Raw genomic sequence first — 21,408 nt, 5'->3', positions numbered from 1 at the left:
AAACTCTTACTTAAGAGACTAAATGTAGGATTTCCTTCACTCCATCCTGGAAATCCAGCTCCTCGGCCATGTCTAATTTCTTGCGAACCCGGTAGCGGATATTGCGAACGGCCTTTTCGGTTTTCTGTAAAAGTTTGGCAATATCTTCGGTGCGGTAATCCATTAAATAGAGCATAGTGGTATATACTTCCGCTTCCTTTTTCTCACCTAATTTATCTTCCAATTGATCTTGCAAACCGGGATAAAAGTCATTGATCTTTTGAGCGATTTCTTCCAAGGCAGCTTCCGTTGCTTTACGGCCTACTAAATTTTTCATTTGGCGTGTTAATTTCCGATTTTCCGGTTGCTCCAAATTATTGTTAAGGTCGTTCAACAATTGTTTGAGTTCAGCATTGAGCATCTGATGCTCGGTAATCTGTTTTACTCTTTCTTGCAATTCGGCTTTAAGCTGATTATTCCTTTGCTCGCTTTGTTCCTTCTCTAAAGCCGTGCGTTCCAAATCCGAAGCCATTAAAGCCTCTTTCTGCTCATGTAAAACCCTTTCAGCTTTGCGTCTTTTCACAATGGTATTAACCAGGAAAATAAGGAGGATTGCTACCAGCCCCACCGCAATTAAAGCGATCATGGTACCACGATTTCGAGCTTCCAAAATTTTGTTTTGCGCTTCCTTCTCCTTGGTTTCATATTCCACTAAAAGCTCTTCACGAACACCTAACTTATCTTTTTCCAGGGCATCTATCCAAAGCGAATCATAGACCGCCTTATAGTAGTTAAAGGAATCCACATCCGCTCGAGTAACCATAATCTTCATCCCGAAATTGGCGAGATGCTTTACACTTTCTTCATGATGAGCATATCCCGGATATAAAGACCGTAAATTTTGATACAAGTCCTCCGCCCCACTTACATCCTGAACATCCAATAAGAAATTCCCATAGGAGGTCAGATCGGTGATCATCCCAAATAAATAGGGATAATTCTCATAAATTTTGAAGGTCTTTTCATAATAATCACGGGCCTCTACCCTCCGGTCTAACTTGGCATAAGTGCGGGCCATATTGCGATAGAGGGTTCGTAGAATAAAGCTATCACCAGCCGCCTCAGCTTTGCGAATCGCCATTTTGCGATAATCGATAATACTGTCTACCGCACTTCCTCTATTTTCATGTAAAAGAGCGAGGGACTCATAAATTCCGGCCAGGTTTCGATCATCCTCGGCTTCTTCAGCATATTCTACTCCGATATTACATATTTCGATACCCAACTGAGTCTCACGCACTTTATGATAAAAACCACATAATTGCCGGTAGAGAAAGGATTTTCTATCCGGCAACATAGCTCCATTTAAGCGAATCATTTCTCTTAAACGAATACTGGTCTCAATGGCTTTTTCTTTTTCTTCCTGATCGGCCTGCAAAAACATTAATTGGGAAAGGGCTACGGCCAGCATTTCTTCCTGACCGATTTCTTCCAGAATCTGTATCCGTTTTTCCAGAAAAGCCTCGGCCATGTCCAAATTGCCAATTTGCTGATAGCAGATAATTAGCATAGACTCTAAAGCCTCGGCCTGCAATTTAGGATCCAGACTATCAATGTAATCCTGATAATTAGGCAAGAACCAATTTTCTAAACTATCCGCATCCTTTTGAGCAATACTAAAGATGTGAGACTCCAGACGAATGAGTCGATCGGTATTGAGAGCCGAATCCGGCATCGCTTTAAAAGTCCCCCTAAAAGTAGCCGGAAACTCTTGAGCCTTTAATTGGAATTGCGAAACCAATAAAAGCAAAGCCCACAAAAATGCAGTGAAATGCCTGCCACTTTTTTTAACTTCCTCCCCCCGGTTTACGAAATCTGAAACCTTGAAAGTCAATAAACTCATCCCCCTGTTTTGATTGTTTAAATATAAAAATCAGGCAAGCACATAATTACTAAATAGTTTTATAAAGACTAAATAAATTTAAAAATAGCTCCTAATAGCGTGATTAACACAGAGTTTAAGCCTATACACAAGCCCTTTTTGGCACTATTAATATTCTTTATTGGAATTTCAACCTTTAATCGGGCCCAAGCACAGCCCTATGGTCTGCTTTCTGAAGGATCAAATCGTGATTCTTTAGTTTGTTATGTATTGGATGAAATGGGCAGCCCAGAAATTCCTCAAGACGATCAAATAATTGATAGCATTAAAATTTCCTCATCAAAGTTTCAATGTCCGATTAGTCAAATTGGAATTGTTATTCATCATCCGGTACTAAGCGGCAATGACCTCAGTTTAGAGCTCTCCTTTTTTAATCGGAATCAAATTCAGGATCCTCGCGATGACCAATGGCTATACAGTATGGTATGGCAAGGTGATACCTCCCAATTTCATGAATTGCGCAGAAAAGCACCGGAAGTAATTCTTAGTCCGGGCAGCTTTAAGCTGGAAAAGCCCAAAATGTTGAAAATCGATCTAGACTCCCTCTATAAAGCCCATTAAAGCCATGCGCATTACCGAGTACTTTCAAGAAAAGCCTTGCTTTGAGCCGCAATCTGCTGAAGACTGGAGGCTATGGTTATCCGAAAGTGCGGATCTAAGCAAAGGGCTCTGGCTCATCCTGCATAAGCAGTCTCATCCTCAGCTTACCTTAAGCTACGCCCAATCGGTAGAAGAAGCTTTGTGTTATGGCTGGATAGATGGGCGTAAAAACAGTAGAGATGCGCACAGCTACTACCAGTATTTCGCTCCGCGTAATCCACAAAGCTTTTGGAGTAAAAGCAATCGTATTCGCATTGAAAAACTGGAAGCTGCGGGAAAAATGCGTGAGGCCGGTCGGAAGTTGGTAAAAATCGCCAAAGCAACAGGAACCTGGTTAGCACTTGAAAGTGTGGAGAATCTCGAGGTTCCCCTTGATCTGGAAGATGCCCTAAAACAAAGTGGCCGAGCCTGGGAAAATTACCAGGCCTTTTCAGATTCGGGTAAACGTCTACTCTTGGATTGGATTCTACGAGCTAAAAAAGCGGAAACGCGCGCTAAGCGTATTAACCAAATTGTAGAAGGAGCTGCACAAAATATCAATGTGCGCGGTTAAACCAACAAGTCTATCTCAAGCTCTCCCTCAAAAACCGTTTCAATTTTAGTACAAGATTCCGCCATTTGTTCCCTCCAGGCTTGGGCCGAAGATGGTAATAGCTCCGAGGCTCTTTCTCTGGTTTCTTGATCGGTCCATTGGGCATAAGCGAAAAAATGATCCCGAGCATCCCGATGAATACGAGAACCCAAGCCTCCGCAATGCTCGCGAAAAAGTAGGGTTAAGGCCTCCCAGGCTTCTAAAAATTGGGCTTCAGAATTCGGTTCAATTTCGAAGCGATAGACTAAACAATACATAGCAGGATTTGCCGGGAAATTAAGACATTTAATGGCTTTTACCATCCGCTATGATTGTCGCCCTTTGGTCTGGACCACGAAATTTATCTACCGCCTTGATGTATTTCTTTGCCCATCGAGGTGATTTTCAGGTATTGGATGAACCCTTCTTCGGAGCCTTTTTAAAGCGTTATTCAGTGTACCGCCCCTCCCGGGAGCTCGTGCTGCAAAACATAGAACTGGAGCCCCTAAAAGTATTAGAGTCGCTTCAGGCGAAAGCCCAAAAAGGCCCTTTATTCTTGAAGAATATGGCTAATCATATAGACTTGGTTCCCAATCATGCCGCCCTCAACTGGAAGTCCATTTTGCTCTTTCGGCATCCGGCAGCAGTAATTGCCAGCTATCGAAAAAACATGGCCGAAATCAGCCTATTTGACCTAGCTTATCGCGAGCAATGGCAATGGCTTCAAGAATTGCAGAAAGCCGGTAAAAGCTATTATCTGCTCGATTCGGATGCCCTAGCGCAAAATCCTGAACGCGAGCTTCAAAAGCTTTGTGAACACTTGCAAATTCCCTTTTCTCAATCCATGCTGCAATGGCCAGCCGGTGCACTCAAGGAAGATGGACTTTGGGCCCAATTCTGGTACCAACGCGTACATCAAAGTACCGGCTTCGAAGCGCAGGAAAAAGTAGAAATACCGGCCCTATCAGCAGCAGACGAAGAGCTTTACCAAGCATGTATTTACTATTATGAACTTTTAAAAAAAGCCGCTCATGAGCAAATTCAATCTCCCTGACCCGCGTAATGAAAATACCCTGGTTTATGTAAATGGTCTGGTGCCGCGTCGCGAAGCAAAGGTCTCGGTGCTCGACTCTGTTGTGCAAGGAGGTGACGCCGTTTGGGAAGGGCTACGCGTTTATAATTCGAAGATCTATCAATTGGAAGAACATTTGGATCGCCTACTCGACTCGGCCCATGTCCTTCAATTTGAGAATATTCCCAGTCGATCTGAAATTCGCAATGCCATTTTCGGTACCCTAAAAGCAAATAATATGAACGATGGGGTGCACATTCGCCTCACTCTGAGTCGTGGCTTAAAAAGCACCTCCGGTATGAATCCCCAATTGAATATTTATGGTTGTACCCTCATTGTCCTACCGGAATACAAGGGCTTGGTTTACGGTGAGGATGGACTCCATCTCATCACCAGCTCGGTACGCCGCAATGCACCCTACAGCCTCGACTCCAAGATTCACCACAACAATTTGATCAATAATATTTTAGCCAAAATCGAAGCCAATCATGCTGGGGCCGATGATGCCGTAATGCTCGATCAAAATGGCTTTATCGCCGAGACCAATGCTACCAATATCTTTCTGGTGCGTAAAGGGGAGTTATTAACTCCATTTGCCGATGCTTGCTTACCGGGATTAACCCGCCAAAGAGTGCTGGAAATAGCGGCCGAATTAGGCCTAAAAGCTCGGGAGAAAAATCTGAGTATGACGGAAATGTATACCGCCGATGAGATGTTTACCACTGGCACTATGGGCGCCCTAAGTTGGGTGAAAAATGTAGATGGTCGTCAAATCGGTAATGCAGAAAAGGGTCCATTCTGCCAGCAATTACAAGAATACTATCTGCAAAAAATTGATGAATTGGCCGTGCCTATTCCCTGAGACCATCTATTCCTCAAACGAATATCCATGGATTTTAAATAAATTCAGGCCGCCAAAATACCAAGCATGCGATCTTTTAAATCTTTTTATCTATTGGCTGTTCTCTCTGTTTTCAGCCATTCCGTGTCGGCCCAAGACCAATCTGCTGAAGCCAAGGACTCTAGCAAAAAAGCCACTAAGGAACTACCCCTGGAACCAGAGCGTCAAATTCAATTGAAAAATCCAGGCATAACCTGGTTATCATTGGATATAAGCCCGGATGGCAAGCAAATCGTTTTTGATGCCATGGGCGACCTCTATCTCATGCCTATTGAAGGCGGCAAAGCCGAAGCCCTAACTCAGGGAATGGCCTATGAAGTGCATCCCCGCTTTTCGCCCGATGGAAAAAGCTTGACCTATATATCTGATAAAAGCGGCTCCCAAAACCTGTGGGTAATGGACCTCAGCACTAAGAAAGAACGCCAGATTACGGAGGATAAAAACCAGAACTATTTTTCAGCAAGCTGGAGTCCGGATGGGCAATATCTGGTGGCTGCCAAAGGGCGTAGAAACTTAAAGCTACACCTCTACCACACGGAAAAAGGTGGTGGTGCTCAATTGATAAAAAAGCCCGAAAGCTTAAAGTGCAGCGACCCTTATTTTAGTCCGGATGGGCGCTATATCTATTTTTCTTCCCGCAGCAGTGCCTGGAACTATAATGCCGGATTACCGCAGTATCAGGTACGGCGCTATGATATGGAAGAAGGTGAATTAGAAAGCATTACTGCTCGCTATGGATCGGGTTTTACCCCTACCCTTTCTCCGGATGGTAAGTACCTGGTGTATGGCAGTCGCTATGAAACCGAGACCGGTCTGGTTCTACGCAATCTTGAAACCGGTGATGAAGAATGGTTGGCCTATCCTGTACAACGTGATGAGCAAGAATCTATCGCCACCCTAGGAGTATTGCCAGGTATGGCCTTTAGCCCCGACAGTCGCTACCTCTATTGCAGTTACCTGGGGAAAATTCACCGTATTGAAATCGCCAACAAAGCGCAAAGCGAAATCCCTATGGAGATTGAGATCAATCTGGATTTGGGCCCAAGACTGGATTTTAAATTCCCTATTAGTGATGATCCCGAGCAGGCTATCACCCAAATTCGTGATGGTGCCCCTTCTCCGGATGGCAAATGGTTAGCCTTTACCGCTCTTAATCGCTTATACCTCTACAATTTTGAAAGTGGCAAAACTCAGGCCTTGAGCAATCATGCCTTTACAGAGGCCATGCCCACTTGGTCGCCCGATGGAAGAAAGATTGCCTATTGCGCCTGGGAAGGCCAAGAGGGTGCGATATATGAATATCAAATTAGCCGTAAGTCCCACCAAAAAATCAGTAAATCCAGTGGCCTCTACCACAGTCTTTGCTATAATCCGGATGGCTCCAGATTGGTTTATATCCGCCAAAGCGCCCAATCTTACCGCGATGCCTACAGTCCATTTGTTTCCGATGGCCAGGCACAGCTTGCTTACCTCGATTTAAAATCCAAGCAAGAACATACTATTGCCCCCACTAAAGGTCGCAGCAATCCTCATTTCGCTAATAAGGGAGAGCGTATTTACCTGAATTATAATTCCAAGGGTTTAATCTCCATCCGATGGGATGGCAGTGACGAGAAGGAGCATTTAAAACTAAGTGGAATTACTACTTATGGCTCCAACCTGAAAGACTTTCATGACCATGGTTTTGAGGAAGACCATACAGCCTCCTTATTACCACAAGCTTACGATGCCTGGCGCGAAAAATCGAAGCCTTCTACTCCTTCCGAAATGTTTATTTCTCCCGATGGTAATTCCGTACTGGCACAAATCAATAATGATCTGTATTTAGTGCATTTACCTCGTTACGGACAGAAAGCCGAAATTTCCGTTGCCTCTCCAGAATCTGCGGCCTTTCCGGCCAGTAAGCTCACTACTATGGGCGGCGAGTTCCCTGCCTGGTCTGCCGATGGAAAAGATATCCACTGGTCCTTAGGACCGGCTCATTTTATTTACAATATTGCAGAAGCAGAAGCTTTTGCCGACAGCCTAAAAGCGGCCAAAGAAGCAGAAAAAGAAGCCAAGAAAGCGGAAAAAGCCGCTGAGAAAAATGATAGCACTGAGGCTAAAAGCCCAGTAGACAAATCCAAAAGCAAGGAGAAGGAAAAGGATAAAGAAAAGCCCGTTTATGAAGCGAAGGAAATTCGCATTCCGCTTTCCTATAAAAAGGATATTCCCCAAGCTTATACTCTCTTGCAAAATGCCCGCATCATTACCATGAACGGTCAAGAGGTCATTGAAAATGGAGATTTGCTCATCCACAATAATCGCATTGAAGCAGTGGGCCCTACCGGCACTTTAAATGTACCCGATGTGGCCAAGGTGCTCGACTGCAGCGGAAAAACCATTACTCCCGGATTTGTGGATACCCATGCTCATATGTGGCCCAATTGGGGTATCCATAAAAACCAAATTTGGATCTATGCTGCCAACCTGGCCTATGGTGTAACTACTACCCGCGACCCTCAAACTGCCACTACCGATGTGCTCACCTATTCGGATATGGTAGAAGCGGGGATGATGCTGGGGCCGCGTATTTACAGTACTGGTCCCGGAGTTGGATTCTGGTCCTATAAAATTCAATCGCTGGAGCATGCCCGCAAGGTTTTAAAGCAATATTCAGACTATTATCAAACCAAGACCATCAAGATGTATCTCACTGGTAATCGCCAGCAGCGTCAATGGATTATAATGGCCTGTAAAGAATTAGGCTTAAAACCTACTACCGAAGGAGGCTTGGACTATAAACTGAATATGACTCAAATTATGGACGGCTATCCCGGCCATGAGCATGCTTTGCCTATTTATCCTTTACAGGAAGATGTGGTGCAATTTGTTGCCCAATCTAAAACCACTGTAACTCCTACCCTATTGGTAGCTTATGGCGGACCTTTTGCTGAAAACTATTTCTATGCCACCGAAGAAGTGTACCATGATCCTAAAATGCAATTCTTTACTCCTTATGAGGAATTGGCCTCTAAAAGTCGTCGCGTAAAAGCGGGCTGGTTTATGGAAGAAGAACATATTTTTAAGCGCCACGCTGAATTTATTCGCGATTTGGTAGCAGCGGATGGAATGGCTGGGGTTGGCTCCCACGGACAGTTACAAGGCTTGGGCTACCATTGGGAACTTTGGGCCATGGCCAGTGGCGGAATCCCGAATTTGGATATCTTAAGAGTAGCGACCATTATTGGGGCCGAATCTCTTGGACTAGACAAAGATTTGGGTAGCCTGGAAGCGGGGAAATTGGCTGATATTCTAATATTGAATGAGAACCCGCTGGAGAACATTCGGGCAACCAATAGTCTTATATGGGTGGTGAGAAATGGTCGGGTTTACGATGCCAACAATCTCAATCAAGTGGCCCCGGAAGAAAAAGCCGCTCCTGAGTTTTTATGGCAAAGCCCATCCCCTACCGAAGCTTTAAAAGCCCAATAAGCCTATGCTCAAGAGCTCTTTTATTTGTCTGTTTCTAATCTTGCTGACGACCACATCCAGAGCTCAGAAAGATAGCTTAGACTTTGATCCTTTGCAGGCCGATATCGCCGCAATTCAAAAGGGCTATGCCAGTGGTACCTGGAGTATTCATGAGATTACTGCCATCTATTTGCAGAGGATTGAGCAAATGAATCGAAAGGGCCCGAATTTAGGAGCTATTATTAGCGTAAATCCCCATGCCCTAACGATTGCCGATAGCCTCGATGCCCTGTACCGGGCCGGACAAATACTAGGCCCCCTGCATGGAATTCCGATAATTCTGAAAGACAATATTGAAAGTCGGGACTCTATGCCCACCACCGCAGGATCCCGAGCCCTGGCCATGAATTACCGCCCCGTGGATGCACAATTAACGGCGCGTTTACGAGCTGCGGGGGCCATTATTCTCGCCAAAGCTAATCTTAGTGAATGGGCTAATTTCAGAGGAGTGCGCAGCATCAGTGGCTGGAGTGCTTTGGGGGGATTTACTCGAAATCCCTATATCCTGACTCGAAATCCATGTGGCAGCAGCTCAGGCTCAGCGGTCGCGGTGGCAGCCGGATTTGCCCCGATAGCAATTGGCACCGAAACCAATGGTTCCATTATTTGCCCCAGTCAAAGCAATGGCCTGGTAGGCCTGAAACCTACGGTAGGCTTGGTTTCGGCTAAAGGCATTATTCCCATTGCCCATAGTCAGGATGCCGCTGGTCCTATCGCTAAAACCATTCGAGATGCTGCCCTGGTCCTCAGTATTATTGCCGATCCCGATACTGCGAATCCCGGTCGATTTACATCTTGGGACCCGGATTTAACTACAGCAGAGCGGCTGGAATTCCAAAATCTTAATCCGGACAGCCTGGACCTTTCCACTTTGCGTATTGGTATTTACAGCCAGGCTTTAGGCGAAGATCAAAGAGTTGACGCGCTGTTCCATCAGGCGAAAGCCTTACTCCAAAAAAAGGGAGTTGAATTTGTGGAAGTACCCGACATTCTTGCTCCTGAAACCAATTATGCTTCTTTCGAGGTGATGCTCTATGAATTTCATTTGGGACTCAATGCCTATTTAAGCAGCTTGGATTCCACTCTGCCTGTGCACAATCTGGAGGAACTGATTGCTTTTAACAATACAGATAGCGTGGAGTTGCAATGGTTCGGTCAGGAATACCTGGAAATGGCCCTGGAAAAAGACAGCAGTCAATACGACAATTACCTGCGTAATCTCGATAAAATGCAAGCCAATAGTCGGGCATTAGGTATTGATCGGATCATGGACAGCTTAAAGCTGGATGCAATTATGGCCCCCAGCGGAGCTCCCGCCTGGATTATAGATCCGGTTAATGGAGATCATTATATTTTAGGAAGCTCCTCCCCTGCTGCGATATCCGGATATCCCAACCTTAGCCTACCAATGGGTATGATCAAAGGTTTGCCAGTAGGTCTTAGTCTTTTCGGCCGGCAAGGCTCAGAATTATTGCTATTACAAATTGCTGCGATTTACGAAGCTGAGCGCAAAGCAATTAAAGCCCCTGAATTCCTTCCCAGCGATCCTTTACCGAAAAATTAAAGGCTGCTCCCCTGATCTGAAGGCTTTTGCTTAATTTCAACCGAAATTTTAACAGCATGCGAAATTGGATCTGGTTAATTGTTGCTGGACTTTGGATTGCCCTTTTAAGTATTCCCTGGCCTGGTGTTCCTAAGCTATTGGAATTTTTCATCTACCCCACCTCCGTCCTCCAAGTAAGTCTGGAAGATGAGGATCGCAATTTTAGCGGCAGTGAATATCCCGGATTACGCATTAGCTATGATGAGCGTGGAGTACCGCATGTTTTTGCGGATAATGAAGCCGAATTAGCCTATGGAATGGGATTTACCCATGCCAAAGACCGTCAGTTTCAATTGGAAATGCTGCGCCGTACGGTTAAAGGTCGTTTATGCGAAGTAGCGGGTTGGAGAGCGGTAAAATCCGATCGCTTTTGGTTAAAATTTGATTTCGATCAAAAGAGTAAGGAGGCTTTCGAAAAGCTAAAAAATGAAGATCCCGAATTGGCTTCTATCTTTGAGGCTTATGCCAAAGGTTTTAACTTTTACCTCCAACAACAGAAAAGTGGCGAACGTCCCCCAGAATTTCACCTCTTGGGATTTGAGCCCACTCCTATGGAAGCGCATGATCCGATCATCCTGATTCGCTACATGGATAAGGTGCTGAACTACAGCGAGAATGACCTTAAATTCTCAGCCCTTCAAAAATACCTTCCCCAAAACCTCATCGAATATTATTATCCCTGGAAACGGGACTACATATTTCCCATTTACCCGGAAATCAGTCAGGTAGACACAATCAATCCTCGCCAGGGTTTAAGAAGCTATATTCCTGAGATGGACTTTGATTCCGCTCAAGTGCGTAGAGCGGCAGACAATGAAGTAGGATCCAATAACTGGTCGGTAGCGGCTTCTAAATCCAGCACCGGCAACGCCTTTTTATGCAATGATACCCATCTCTCATTAGATTTACCTGGAACCTGGTATGAGGTGCATCAAGTGGTGGCAGGCAAAGTAGCACATGGCTTTAGCATACCCGGAGCTCCCTTTATTATTTCGGGCTTCACCAATAAAGTGGCCTGGGGCATGACCAATGCCACCTGGGATCTCACGGAGTTTTACAAGTTAGAATTGAATGATGACCGGCAATATAAACTGGATGGACAGTGGGAAGACCTGGTACCTCATAAAGTAGAATTCCCGGTAAAGGGACGCGAAAATGCTTCCTTCGTGTATTACGATACTTATTTCGGTCCTTTGGATAGTGTTGAGGGTGATTTTCTGGCCACACAGTGGGTTGCTCAAAACTTTGAAAGCAGCGAATTACGGGCCTTCCTGGATATACGGCGCTCAAACAATCTGGAAGAGGCTTATCAGGCCTTGCAAAACTTTGGTCATCCGCCACAGAACTTTGTGCTGGCTGACAATCAAGGGAATATAGGCATGGTAACCTCTGGCTTTGCCTTAATGCATGATCAACCTCAACGTGGAATTGTAAATGCCCGTCGCAGTGAGGATAAAGCCCGCTTTAAGCATATGGGACGAAAACTCTATGTCTTAAATCCTGAAAAGGGCTGGAACCACTCCGCGAACCAACACCAGGTGGTGGGAGAAATTAGCCCTTACCTCAACACCCTTTTTAGCCCCAGTGCTCGGGGTCGTCGCATTAGTGAAATGCTAATGGAAAAGCCCAAAATTGATCGCGATCATTTAAAGAAAATGCATGGCGATATCATCGATGGTGAATGGCCTTTATTGAAGGATATCATGATTAACAGCAGCCCGGAAATCTTTCTCCCTTACCTTGAAAACTGGGCGGGTAATTGCGATGAAGATTCAGAAGCGGCCACCATTTACAGTGTATTTAAAACCGCCATATTAGATACCATCAATGCGCAACTCCTGGGAGACTTTGATTTTCCACCTCCCGCCGATCGCATGCTGTATCTGCTTTATCAGAATAAACCCATTCCTATCGGATCCGGACAGTATCTATCCCGTGAAGAATTGATAGATGCCGCTTGGGCCGGAACAGTTAAATATTTAGGCGACTACTATGGTTACAATCCTAAGCTTTGGCAATACGGTAAATACCATAAAATTTATTTCCGCCACCTGCTGCGATTAATGCCCTTTAACCATACTCCATTCCCTGCCAAAGGCAGTCCGCGTACTGTAAATGTTTCCTCACATTTGCCCGGTACTCATGGTCCCTCTATGCGTACTTTGGTAGAATTAACTTCCGGCAATCCTATAGCCGAAACAGTATTGGCAGGTGGTCAATCCGGAATTCCCGGACATCAGCATTATACCGATCAAATTTCGGATTGGTATAATATCCGCTATCATAAGATCAACTGGGTAGAAAGCCCGGAACAGAGTCCCTGGTCGGTAACCTATAAATTTGACTAATGAAAGGTTTATTACGCTTTAGCTTTTTGCACCTGAGCTTATTTATTGGTGCCCTAATTCTCTCGGATTTATGGGTGTTCTTAGGCCTTTCATTTTTGGTGGGTTGGGTTCCCCGGATGCGCATCAATTTCTTTTATTACCTCCTGCTTTCGGTTTTAGCCTTCGTAGTTGCCCTTTTCATTAATCCCATTCCGGATTTCATTAATCAGAGTGTTTCGGATATCATGAAGTTGGAAAGTGTTTCGCTATGGCTTATCATTGCCCTGGTATCAGTGCTAACCATGAGTTTAATGGCCAAAGCTGCCAATGCCTTGCTCTTGATCTTTAGCCCTGCATCCAAGCCGGAAACCGAAGAAGAGGAAGAAGATTTTATAGATTAATTCTGAAATGAAAAATGGATTGCGCTTAAGCCTTTTGGGCATTTTAATCGTTTTAATGCTTTCTGCCTGCCACGAAAAGGGCATGACAGAATTAAGCCGCTTTTCTCCCCACAATTTAACCTCACCCCAGGGGGAGTTTTTTATTGCTGAGGACAGCCTGAGACTAGAGGCAAATCAGACCTTGGAACTATGGTCGGATATGGATTACAGCTATAGTGGTGATCAGAATTTACTCTTTAGAGTGGTGATTTTCGTGGATGGTGAATACTTGCGAGAATTCTATATCAATCCATCCAGTACCGAAAATCGAGAGCGTGAATCTCGCAGTCAGGATGGAGATCGCATCAGCGAAAGCTATTATGGTTTAAATGGTCCGATAGAGATTCAAAAGGCCGGAGACTACAATTTCAAAGTCTTGTTGATGGGACAAAAAGATCCCAGCCTTGAGATCCGCAAAGCAGACTTAGTTTTGAAGGGTAAAAAATAGCCCGCCCCTCCCTTCCATTTTCGGAGCGGGCTATGGATGAATGAATCTTATTAAAACTGCGCCGTTTCAGTAGAGCCTTTCATAGCAGTGGTGCTCGTCATTCCCGCTGTCACCGTATTCTGTACTTCATCATAATAGCCAGTGCCCACAAAAGTCTGATGCTTCACGGCGACAAAACCGTCCTTCTGCAAGGCGAATTCTCTTTCTTGTAATTCAGAATAACCAGCCATTCCGCGCTCCTTATAGGCTTTGCTTAATTCGAACATGCTGGTATTAAGGGCATGGAAACCGGCCAGGGTAATAAATTGGAATTTGAAGCCCAGCGCTGCTAATTCTTCACGGAAGCTTTCCATTTCAGCTACCGATAATTTGGAAGCCCAATTAAAGCTGGGCGAGCAATTATAAGCCAGTAATTTCCCGGGGAATTGCGCATGAATAGCTGTTGCAAAAGCTTTTGCTTCCTCGATACTGGGATGAGAGGTTTCCATCCAGATTAGGTCCGCATAGGGAGCATAGCTCAAGCCGCGATCAATAGCCTGCTCTACCCCATTCTTCACATAGTAAAAACCTTCTGCACTGCGCTCGCCGAGGATAAATTTACGATCGCGTTCATCTACATCGGAGGTAATTAAATTGGCCGCATCGGCATCCGTGCGCGCAATAATACAGGTAGGTACACCCATTACATCTGCCGCTAAGCGAGCCGCCACCAATTTCTGAATGGCCTCTTGCGTTGGCACCAAGACTTTACCGCCCAGGTGGCCACATTTTTTAGCGCTGCTAAGCTGATCTTCAAAATGTACTCCGGCCGCTCCGGCTTTAATCATCTCCTTCATTAATTCGAAGGCATTGAGATTACCGCCAAATCCCGCTTCAGCATCGGCTACGATGGGTACGAGAAAATCATACTTGGCCTCTCCTTTTACACTTTGAATTTGATCCGCACGAAGCAAGGCATTGTTAATTTTCTCTACTACTGCCGGAACCGAATTGGCAGGATATAAACTTTGGTCGGGAAACATTTGTCCGGCTAAATTGGCATCGGCCGCCACTTGCCATCCACTGAGGTAAATAGCCTCCAGGCCCGCCATCACTTCTTGAATGGCCTGATTGCCCGTTAAGGCTCCCAAACCCGCCACCCAGTCCTGCGATTTTAGTTTATCCCAAAGCTTTTCAGCACCCAATTGGGCCAGGGTATATTCAATGCGGTAGCTGCCGCGAAGCTCAACTACCTTCTCTGCTGTATAGGGGCGGATAATTCCGTTCCACCTGGGATTTACAGCCCAGTCTTCTTTGATCTGATTAATTTGAGTTTGCTTATCCATTCTTGGACGATTTTAGAGGTGAATTTTAGAAATGGAACTCCCACTCCGAAAGCTCATTTCGGTTTAAAAAATTGATATTTAATAGATTACTAAGTGAGGGTATGGTAGAGTTCAGTGGTGAGGAACTCCTTCAGTTCTGGTGCGGTTACCAATTGATGAAAGAATCGTGCAGCGGTGCGCAATCGATCTTTCCACTGCGGATTAATTTCCGTTTCGAGCAAACTAAGCTCCTCGTGGTAAATCCGTTCAAATAAATCACGACTTAAATCGCGACCATCGGATAATTGAACCTTTCGATGCAGCCAATGCCAGACTTGGGTCCTGCTAATTTCAGCGGTAGCAGCATCTTCCATAAGATGATGAATGGCCGCTGCACCCTGACCACTAAGCCAGGCCGCGAGATACTGAATGCCTACCGAAATATTCTTCCTTAAGCCTGCCTCGCTCACCTCTCCCTGGGGCCTGGCTACCAAATCCTTGGCGGCAATTTGATAGTGTGGAAATTGCTTAGCGATTTGATTTGCTTCGGGCATGTGTTCATTAAAAACCTCCAGGGCGATCGGTACCAAGGCTGGATGAGCTACCCAGGTTCCATCATGACCGTCTTGCACCTCACGGAGTTTATCAGCCCTTACTTTGGCGAAAGCCGCTTCATTAGCCGCGGGATTATTTTTAATCGGGATTTGAGCTGCCATTCCGCCCATAGCCTGCGCCCCACGCTTATGGCATACCTGGATAAGTCGACGGGAATAGGCCCGCATAAAGTCCGTTTCCATGCTTAGCGCATCCCGATCCGGAAAGAGATAATCCGGATGTTCCTTAAAACGCTTGATATAGGAGAACAGGTAATCCCAGCGCCCGCAATTTAATCCAGCCGAATGCTCTCGGAGAGCATAAAGAATTTCATCCAGTTGAAAGCTGGCATTGATAGTCTCAATTAAAACTGTGGCCTTAATACTGCCTGGTTTTAGCTTGAGATAAGCTTCGCTAAAGTTGAATACCTCATTCCACCAGACGGCCTCTTGATAATATTCGATTTTAGGTAAATAAAAATAAGGGCCTGATCCTTTGTCTACTAAGGCTTGAGCATTGTTAAAGAAGTACAGTCCAAAGTCGAATAAGGAAGCGGAAATGGCTTGATCATCGCAAATGAAATGTTTCTCCTCCAGGTGTAAACCTCGTGGCCTTACCATTAAGGTGGCAGTTTGAGAATTGAGGCGATACTCCTTTCCGCGCGCTTCATCAATGAATTCCAGAGTACCGCGCACGGCCTGGAATAAATTAAGCTGACCAAAAACAATGTTGGCCCAGGAAGGCGCATTGCTATCTTCAAAATCGGCCATAAAAACCTTGGCACCAGAATTTAAAGCGTTAATAATCATCTTGCGGTCTACCGGACCGGTAATTTCCACTCGGCGGTCTTGTAAATCATCGGGAAGCGCTGCCACCTTCCAATCGCCCTGCCGAATGGATTGCGTTAACTTGGGAAATTCGGGCGGCTGTTTGTACCATTCTTCATTACGAAGTTTGCGCTCCATGAGTAATTGTTTGCGCTCCGCACCGAATTTTTGATCTAAAACCCGAATAAACTTAAGGGCATCAGTACTAAAAACATCTTCCAATTCGGGTTTCCAGAAACCATCAAATTTTAATCCGTAGGCCAGATTGACTAATTCTTTATTCATGATTCTTAGTTTGACGAATCAAATATAAAAAGCAAATTCATACATTTTAGCGAACGTTCGCTAAATTTTGCAATTTCATTTATTGAGAACCCTTAAGATAAATGTGTAGATTTGCTGGAAAAGTAGGCTAGCATGGTTCTTCAGGAAGAACAACTTCGAATAATTTTTGGCTTAAAATTGAAGCAAATTCGTACCGAAAGAGGTTTATCACTCTTCGGTTTATCGAAAAAAACCCAGCTCAGTAAGAGTTATCTCAATGAAATTGAGAAGGGAAAGAAGTATCCTAAACCTGATAAAATCCTGGCACTAGCCAAAGCCTTAGAGGTAGAATATGATGAAATGGTGAGCATGAAGCTCAGTGGCAGCATGGCTCCTTTAAGTGATATTATCTTAAGTGGCATTCTTAAAGAGATACCTCTGGAACTATTCGGAATTGAAGAAAGCAATCTCATCGATATTATCGCTGGTGCACCAGATAAAGTATCCGCCTTTATAAGCACTCTTTTTGAAATGACGCGCCACTATCAGGTAAGTCGAGAGAACTTCTATCTCGCTGCTTTGCGGAGTTATCAGGAAAGTCATCAAAATTACTTTCCCGACTTAGAACAAGCGGTGCGCGATTTTGCCCGACTCTATCAATTAGACCTGCAACAAAAAGTGAAGTCAGCTGAACTGGCAGAAATTTTAAAAGAGGAATTTGGCTATAAGCTGGATGAAGAGCGCCTAGCCAAAGAGGATCTCCCTGGCACTTTGCGTTCCTTGTTTATTCCAAAATCCACGACTCTCCTATTAAGCCCTGGCATCCCGGAGGCTCAGAAAGTCTTTATCCTGGCTAAAGAACTGGGCTATTGTCATCTCCAAATCGAAGATCGTCCCCTAAGTTTTAGTTGGATAAAATTTGATCGTTTCGAAGAGGTCCTCCATAATTTCCAGGCCTCCTATTTTGCTGGTGCCCTGGTATTACCCGAAGATCGTATCTGCACCGCCTTGAAAAGCTTTTTCAAAGAAAAACAATGGGACAGTGCTCGCTTTCATAAACTGATGAGCGAATTCACCGATTCGGCAGAAACCTTTTTACAGCGATTAACGAATATCTTACCAACCCACTTCGGCTTAAATCAACTCTTCTTTTTACGCCTGCAACAGAATAGTGATTCGGCCCCCGTATTAAGTAAGGAATTGCACCTGAGTCGCAAACACCAACCCCAAGCTTTAACAGGAACCATAAACTACTGTCGCAGATGGTTAAGTACCGATTTATTGCTAAAGCCTAAAAATTACTATCGCTCTGGAGCTTTGGCCTTGGGTTGCCAGATTAGTGTTTATCAAGATACCGGTGAGGAGTACCTTATGCTGGGCGCTCGCGAAAATGACCCGGTAAGCCCCAATGCGCAACGCAGTGTGGTAATTGGCCTGGAGCTTAATGCAAATTTCAAAAAGCAGGTTCAGTTTCATAAAGACCCTAAAATCAGCACTCAAATTGTAGGCACCAGCTGCGAAACTTGTTCGGTACAAAATTGTGAGCAAAGGGTTTGTCCGCCCCACCGACTAATTAAAGAAGAGCAGGAACAGCTTTTACAAGAAAGACTAAAGCAAATCTTAGAGGAAGAGACTAATCTGAATAATTAAAAGAGAAGCCCAAACCTAGATAATAACGCGCCTTCCAATCACTGCTATTGGTGCTAAATCCAAGGGACATTGGTCCGAAAAAGGTTCGCCAGCTAAACTCTGCCCCCATTCCCAAGGTATGTTCCAGGGCACCATAATCACCATTGGTGAAAATCTCCCCCCAGTGTTCCAAAGAGCGATAAGGATGGTAAACTAATCCATTTATACCATAGCGCAGATAGAAATCCTCCCAGAAGATCTCCTGTAACTGAATCCCAATTAATCCGAAATTAGGACTTACAATTTCCCCGAACTGTATCCCTAAAACCCGAATATCATTAATCGCCACGCGTTGTAAACCTCCCAGGCGGAAGGCGTTCACAACAGAGTTCGCCTCTCCGGACCCCAGGCTCAGCCCCACAGCATAATAGGGTACCCACTGTAATTTAGGACGAATGCTCTTATAATACCGGGCACTGAGTAAAACATCCATATAAACTCCCGGGTTCAAGTGATCCGCCAGGTCTTTCAATTCCTGAGCATTTAAATATTCCGTTACCCCACCAATCGACTGAGAACCCAAAGCGATACTATCTACTCCGTCTTCCAGGCGAACCGTTTGGGTGGTACCCAGATAAGTATTCAATATTAAGATCGACTCCCCTCCCGATTCCGGGAAGTTGCGATCATTAAGGTCGTTCGCGGTATGCATCAGGCGAAAGCCATAATTCTGTTGAATGGAGCTTTCCAATCCTTCCGGGATATCGGAACCAATACGAATACGAGAGCGGCTATTCTCATAAAAGATTCCCCCGGCATAGCTCTCTTTCAAGGATTGGGTGCTCATTAGAATGGCATGCACTTTATGACTAAAGGAAATCAAGATGTTCCGCAAATCCCCATCAGAATAACTAGGGATTTGCAGCGCCCCGTAATCGTATCTAAAATTGAAGGCCCAGCGCTTATACTGCTGCAAATATTGATAATGATCGAAGCGAAAACGCGGATTTCTGGATAGGTCGAGAGCGAATACACTACGCGACTCTTCCCCCAATAAATTCCGACTGGTAAAATTTAGGCTCAATCCGGCAGAGAAAATATTATCGGCATGCAGCCCGGCATAGAAGTAATTCTGCTCCTTTTCCAATAAGCGTAAATGGAGATTATTAGTGCCATCTGCTGTCTTGGTAATTTCATAATCGATGCTCTTAAAGCCATTAATCCCATAAACCCTGCGCAGACCCTGCTGCAGATCATGTCGTAAAATGGTTTGTCCAGGAGAAATTCCCAGTTTCTTCAAAATCAAATCATCCGAAAAAATACGATTGCCCTCAATTAGGATATGCTGGATCGTTATGGCCTTTTCGATTTGCCCCATTTGCATAGGTTTACGCGGCGCCCCAATCTTAGCTGCTAATTTTTTCATGAGCGGCAAATAGGATTGGCCGGTACTATCTCCAACTGCCATGATCCCTTTGGCATCTCCAAAACTTGCCGCATCGTACTGATCTAGCTCAGGCTGAATGTAAATATCACAGGTTTGAGCTTGTTTCTCCAATTTCTTGGAAGCGGGAATCATGGAGAGGGTCATCAAAATTTCAGGCATGCTTTCCGGCAAATCGGGATTGAGCTTAGCCCCCACATTAACACCGATGATATAATCTGCACCCCACTCTTCGGCCAGCTCCACCGGAAAATTATTGAGCACCCCTCCATCTACCAAAAGTGAGCTATCGCGACTTACTGCGGTAAACGCGGTTGGAATGGCCATACTAGAGCGCAAAGCTGTAGGCAGCGGACCATCTTTAAAAATCTCAGACTCCCCTGTACCTACATTGGTCGCAACACAGCGAAAAGGAATGGGGAATTGATCGAAGTTATCATATTGAAGGGCGGGCCAAAAATAAAAATGCATCAATTCACTTAACCTTTGACCGCGAATTAAGCCAGTGCCCACTTTAAGCTTTCGATCTACCACAGGAAATTCCACTAAATAGCGATCGTAATATTCCTTTTCTTCGAAGGCAATGTAATTAAGAGGCATTTTATTGGAAAGCACCCGATCCCAATCTACACTGCGCAGAATACTATCAATTTCAGTAGCCGAATATCCAATGGCATAAAGCCCACCCACGATAGATCCCATACTGGTACCGGCAATAAAATCCGGGCGTAAACCCGCTTCTTCCATGGCCTTTAAGACCCCTACATGAGCCAGTCCTTTTGCCCCGCCACCACTTAGCACCAGGCCCAATTTCGGTTGTTCCTGGGCGGACAAGGAAAGGCTAAAAAGAAGCAAAAAAGAAAGCAGGTAGCGCAGCATAAAAGATTACTTATTCAAAAGTATCAAATTCGCAGGCGCTCAAGCAGAGCTTCCTTAATTTCGCAACAAATACCCGGTATGAAAAAATTCCTTTGGCCATTATTGGTCTTCCCCCTGTTCCTAAGTGCCCAAAAGAGTCCTTTTAATTCTGAAGCCGTATTTCCTGCCAGACATACTTATTCTACCGGCGACACTTTACGTATCATGACCTGGAACGTGGAGCATTTGGTAGATGAACTGGATGATCCCTATGTAAATAATGGTCGGGAGAACAATGGCGAAATCAAGCCCGAAAAAATGAAACTTCTGGCTCAGGCTTTAAAAATGGCTGGGGCCGATGTGATTGTCTTCGAAGAGGCAGAAAGTGCCAATGTAGTAGAAGCTTTACGCGACAGCTTCTTCCCCGATTTAGGCTATCAATATATAGCCGATACACGCAGTCGGAACTGGTATCAAAATGTGGTTATTCTCAGCAAACTGCCCATAGGCAAAATGATTAGCTATGGAAATGTGCATACGCCGGTCGTATTTGAAGAGGATGGTGAAAACAAATACCAAACTCAGAACTACATCAATACCCGTTTGTGGACCTGCGAACTGTTGGTAGACAGCACCTACGGACTGTACCTCAGTGGCGCCCATCTCAAAGCCGGAGGCGGTAACCGTAATGAAGCCATGCGGTTGGGTCAATTACGCTACTGGCAGAAGGAAATGGAGAAATTGCTAAAAGCCGAACCGGAAGCGGATATTATCCTTTTAGGCGACTTAAACTCTTATCGCAATGGCAATGAGATTAAAACCTTATTGGAGGATGAACGTCCTTCGGTGAAACTTTACGATCCCCTGGCTCCAGAGATCAATAGCCATCCTGCCGATGCACCCAGCCACCGATTGGATTATATCCTCTACAATCAAAATTTAAGCGATCAGGTAATTCCTAATTCTGCCCAGGTGCTGCAGCCTTTTAATCCAGAAGATATGCGTGCCATTAGCGATCACCTACCACTAATTCTAGATTTGCTTGTTCCTTAAGCACTTTATATTTTTCCATTTTTAAATCAACCAACCAAA

Annotated in this window: 16 protein-coding genes; 11 read left to right on the top strand and 5 right to left on the bottom strand. The window is 44.9% G+C overall.

All coding sequences use genetic code 11. From position 1 onward, the window contains the following. Positions 1–10: 10 nt before the first annotated feature. Complete coding sequence (locus ACO05P_RS00470; protein WP_421752822.1) at positions 11–1,882, bottom strand: tetratricopeptide repeat protein; 1,872 nt, start codon at positions 1,880–1,882, stop codon at positions 11–13. A 99-nt stretch (positions 1,883–1,981) separates the two neighbouring features. Between ACO05P_RS00470 and ACO05P_RS00465 the strand changes: the two genes are divergently transcribed. Together ACO05P_RS00465 and ACO05P_RS00460 are read left to right on the top strand one after the other, a co-directional pair. After that, positions 1,982–2,482, top strand: a complete 501-nt coding sequence (locus ACO05P_RS00465; RefSeq protein ID WP_421752821.1) for a hypothetical protein — start codon at positions 1,982–1,984, stop codon at positions 2,480–2,482. 4 nt (positions 2,483–2,486) lie between these two features. Continuing rightward, positions 2,487–3,074 carry a YdeI/OmpD-associated family protein gene (locus tag ACO05P_RS00460; protein WP_421752820.1) on the top strand — a complete coding sequence of 196 codons (588 nt, stop codon included), beginning with the start codon at positions 2,487–2,489 and terminating at the stop codon, positions 3,072–3,074. Here ACO05P_RS00460 and ACO05P_RS00455 read toward each other — a convergent pair. Then, on the bottom strand, positions 3,071–3,370 hold the full coding sequence (locus ACO05P_RS00455; RefSeq protein ID WP_421752819.1) for an antibiotic biosynthesis monooxygenase: 300 nt from the start codon (positions 3,368–3,370) through the stop codon (positions 3,071–3,073). The two genes, ACO05P_RS00460 and ACO05P_RS00455, sit on opposite strands and share 4 nt — an antisense overlap. Before the next feature lie 50 nt (positions 3,371–3,420). On the opposite strand from ACO05P_RS00455, the gene ACO05P_RS00450 reads away from it, so the two are divergent. The 7 genes from ACO05P_RS00450 (at position 3,421) to ACO05P_RS00420 (ending at position 13,396) form a co-directional block, all read left to right on the top strand. Further along, positions 3,421–4,146: a hypothetical protein gene (locus ACO05P_RS00450; protein ID WP_421752818.1), complete on the top strand. Its 726-nt coding sequence runs from the start codon at positions 3,421–3,423 to the stop codon at positions 4,144–4,146. Then, positions 4,124–5,026: an aminotransferase class IV gene (locus tag ACO05P_RS00445; protein WP_421752817.1), complete on the top strand. Its 903-nt coding sequence runs from the start codon at positions 4,124–4,126 to the stop codon at positions 5,024–5,026. Before ACO05P_RS00450 ends, ACO05P_RS00445 begins: the two co-directional genes overlap by 23 nt. Positions 5,027–5,092: 66 nt before the next feature. After that, positions 5,093–8,539, top strand: coding sequence for a DPP IV N-terminal domain-containing protein (locus ACO05P_RS00440; protein WP_421752816.1), 3,447 nt, complete (start codon positions 5,093–5,095; stop codon positions 8,537–8,539). Between the two features lie 40 nt (positions 8,540–8,579). Then, on the top strand, positions 8,580–10,142 hold the full coding sequence (locus tag ACO05P_RS00435) for an amidase (RefSeq protein WP_421752815.1): 1,563 nt from the start codon (positions 8,580–8,582) through the stop codon (positions 10,140–10,142). Between the two features lie 56 nt (positions 10,143–10,198). Further along, on the top strand, positions 10,199–12,529 hold the full coding sequence (locus ACO05P_RS00430; RefSeq protein WP_421752814.1) for a penicillin acylase family protein: 2,331 nt from the start codon (positions 10,199–10,201) through the stop codon (positions 12,527–12,529). Beyond that, positions 12,529–12,909 carry a hypothetical protein gene (locus ACO05P_RS00425; RefSeq protein WP_421752813.1) on the top strand — a complete coding sequence of 127 codons (381 nt, stop codon included), beginning with the start codon at positions 12,529–12,531 and terminating at the stop codon, positions 12,907–12,909. The genes ACO05P_RS00430 and ACO05P_RS00425 overlap by 1 nt, the downstream gene beginning before the upstream one ends. Before the next feature lie 7 nt (positions 12,910–12,916). Further along, positions 12,917–13,396: a hypothetical protein gene (locus ACO05P_RS00420; protein WP_421752812.1), complete on the top strand. Its 480-nt coding sequence runs from the start codon at positions 12,917–12,919 to the stop codon at positions 13,394–13,396. A gap of 50 nt (positions 13,397–13,446) precedes the next feature. On the opposite strand, the gene aceA is transcribed toward ACO05P_RS00420, so the two are convergent. Next, positions 13,447–14,721, bottom strand: a complete 1,275-nt coding sequence (aceA, locus tag ACO05P_RS00415; RefSeq protein ID WP_421752811.1) for an isocitrate lyase — start codon at positions 14,719–14,721, stop codon at positions 13,447–13,449. 89 nt (positions 14,722–14,810) lie between these two features. Next, positions 14,811–16,406, bottom strand: coding sequence for a malate synthase A (gene aceB, locus ACO05P_RS00410; RefSeq protein ID WP_421752810.1), 1,596 nt, complete (start codon positions 16,404–16,406; stop codon positions 14,811–14,813). Positions 16,407–16,538: 132 nt separating this feature from the next. Between aceB and ACO05P_RS00405 the strand changes: the two genes are divergently transcribed. Continuing rightward, the gene (locus ACO05P_RS00405) at positions 16,539–18,035 is read left to right on the top strand and encodes a helix-turn-helix domain-containing protein (RefSeq protein ID WP_421752809.1); all 1,497 of its coding nucleotides are present in this window, start codon (positions 16,539–16,541) and stop codon (positions 18,033–18,035) included. On the opposite strand, the gene ACO05P_RS00400 is transcribed toward ACO05P_RS00405, so the two are convergent. Beyond that, the gene (locus ACO05P_RS00400; protein WP_421752808.1) at positions 18,019–20,337 is read right to left on the bottom strand and encodes a patatin-like phospholipase family protein; all 2,319 of its coding nucleotides are present in this window, start codon (positions 20,335–20,337) and stop codon (positions 18,019–18,021) included. The two genes, ACO05P_RS00405 and ACO05P_RS00400, sit on opposite strands and share 17 nt — an antisense overlap. Before the next feature lie 78 nt (positions 20,338–20,415). Between ACO05P_RS00400 and ACO05P_RS00395 the strand changes: the two genes are divergently transcribed. Beyond that, the gene (locus tag ACO05P_RS00395) at positions 20,416–21,369 is read left to right on the top strand and encodes an endonuclease/exonuclease/phosphatase family protein (protein WP_421752807.1); all 954 of its coding nucleotides are present in this window, start codon (positions 20,416–20,418) and stop codon (positions 21,367–21,369) included. Positions 21,370–21,408 lie beyond the last annotated feature (39 nt).

Origin of the sequence: Croceimicrobium sp. (genome assembly GCF_965228705.1) — a bacterium.
Classification (GTDB): domain Bacteria; phylum Bacteroidota; class Bacteroidia; order Flavobacteriales; family Schleiferiaceae; genus Croceimicrobium.
Note: the sequence above shows the minus strand (reverse complement) of the source record. Positions and strands in the feature narration are given on the sequence as shown.